We start from the raw sequence: 752 nt of genomic DNA on the forward strand, positions 1-752 counted from the left end.
CCGTCAGTCGGCAGCAGGGCCACGCCCTTGCCCATCGATCCGCTCGCGAACACGTGGTCACCGACCCCGGCGAGTGGCACGGTCGAGCCGGCCACGGGGGCGAGCACGGCGGTGGTGCCGGTGGTTCCTGACGCGGCGCGCTGGGGAGCCGGGGCGGGCGCTCCGGGAACGTCGGCGTCACGCTCCTTGACGCCGAAGAGGAAGGTGAGGACGAAGGAGAGCACCAGGGCGCCGACGACCCCAATCACGAACACCGCGAAGTTCCCGGTGCCGAGTGCCACCGGCATGCTGAGCAGGGACGGGACGGCAAAGGCGTGTGACACCACTCCGCTGGCTGCGACCACTGCGCCTCCGACAGCCGCGCTGCCGAGACCGATCAGGAACGGGCGCCGCAGCGGGAGGTTGACGCCGTACACGGCAGGCTCGGTGATACCGGCGAGGAGCCCGGAGAGGGCGGCCGGTCCGGCCACCTGCTTGAGCCGGGCGTTGCGGGTGCGGAGGAACACCGCGATCACTGCGCCGGTCTGGGCGGTCACTCCGGCATAGAACGGGAGGATGGTGTACGACTGGCCGGACGTGCCGAACTCGTTGATAATGACCGCGATCACGGCCCAGTGCAGACCGAAGGCGACCAGGAACTGGGCGAGGCCGCCGAGCACGAAGCCGGCCGCCACGGGGCTGAACGTGTAGATCCATCCGATCGCGTCGGTGACGGACTGGCTGAGCAGGGCTGTGACCGGCCCGATGGTCAG

Annotated in this window: 1 protein-coding gene; it reads right to left on the bottom strand. The window is 70.3% G+C overall.

The genetic code is table 11. From position 1 onward, the window contains the following. Positions 1-752 (bottom strand): PTS transporter subunit EIIC (locus BN358_RS25365; RefSeq protein ID WP_019229139.1); only part of this gene is annotated, 752 nt, incomplete at both ends.

It is taken from the genome of Sedimentibacter sp. B4 (assembly GCF_000309315.1).
Taxonomy (GTDB): Bacteria; Bacillota; Clostridia; order Tissierellales; family Sedimentibacteraceae; genus Sedimentibacter; species Sedimentibacter saalensis.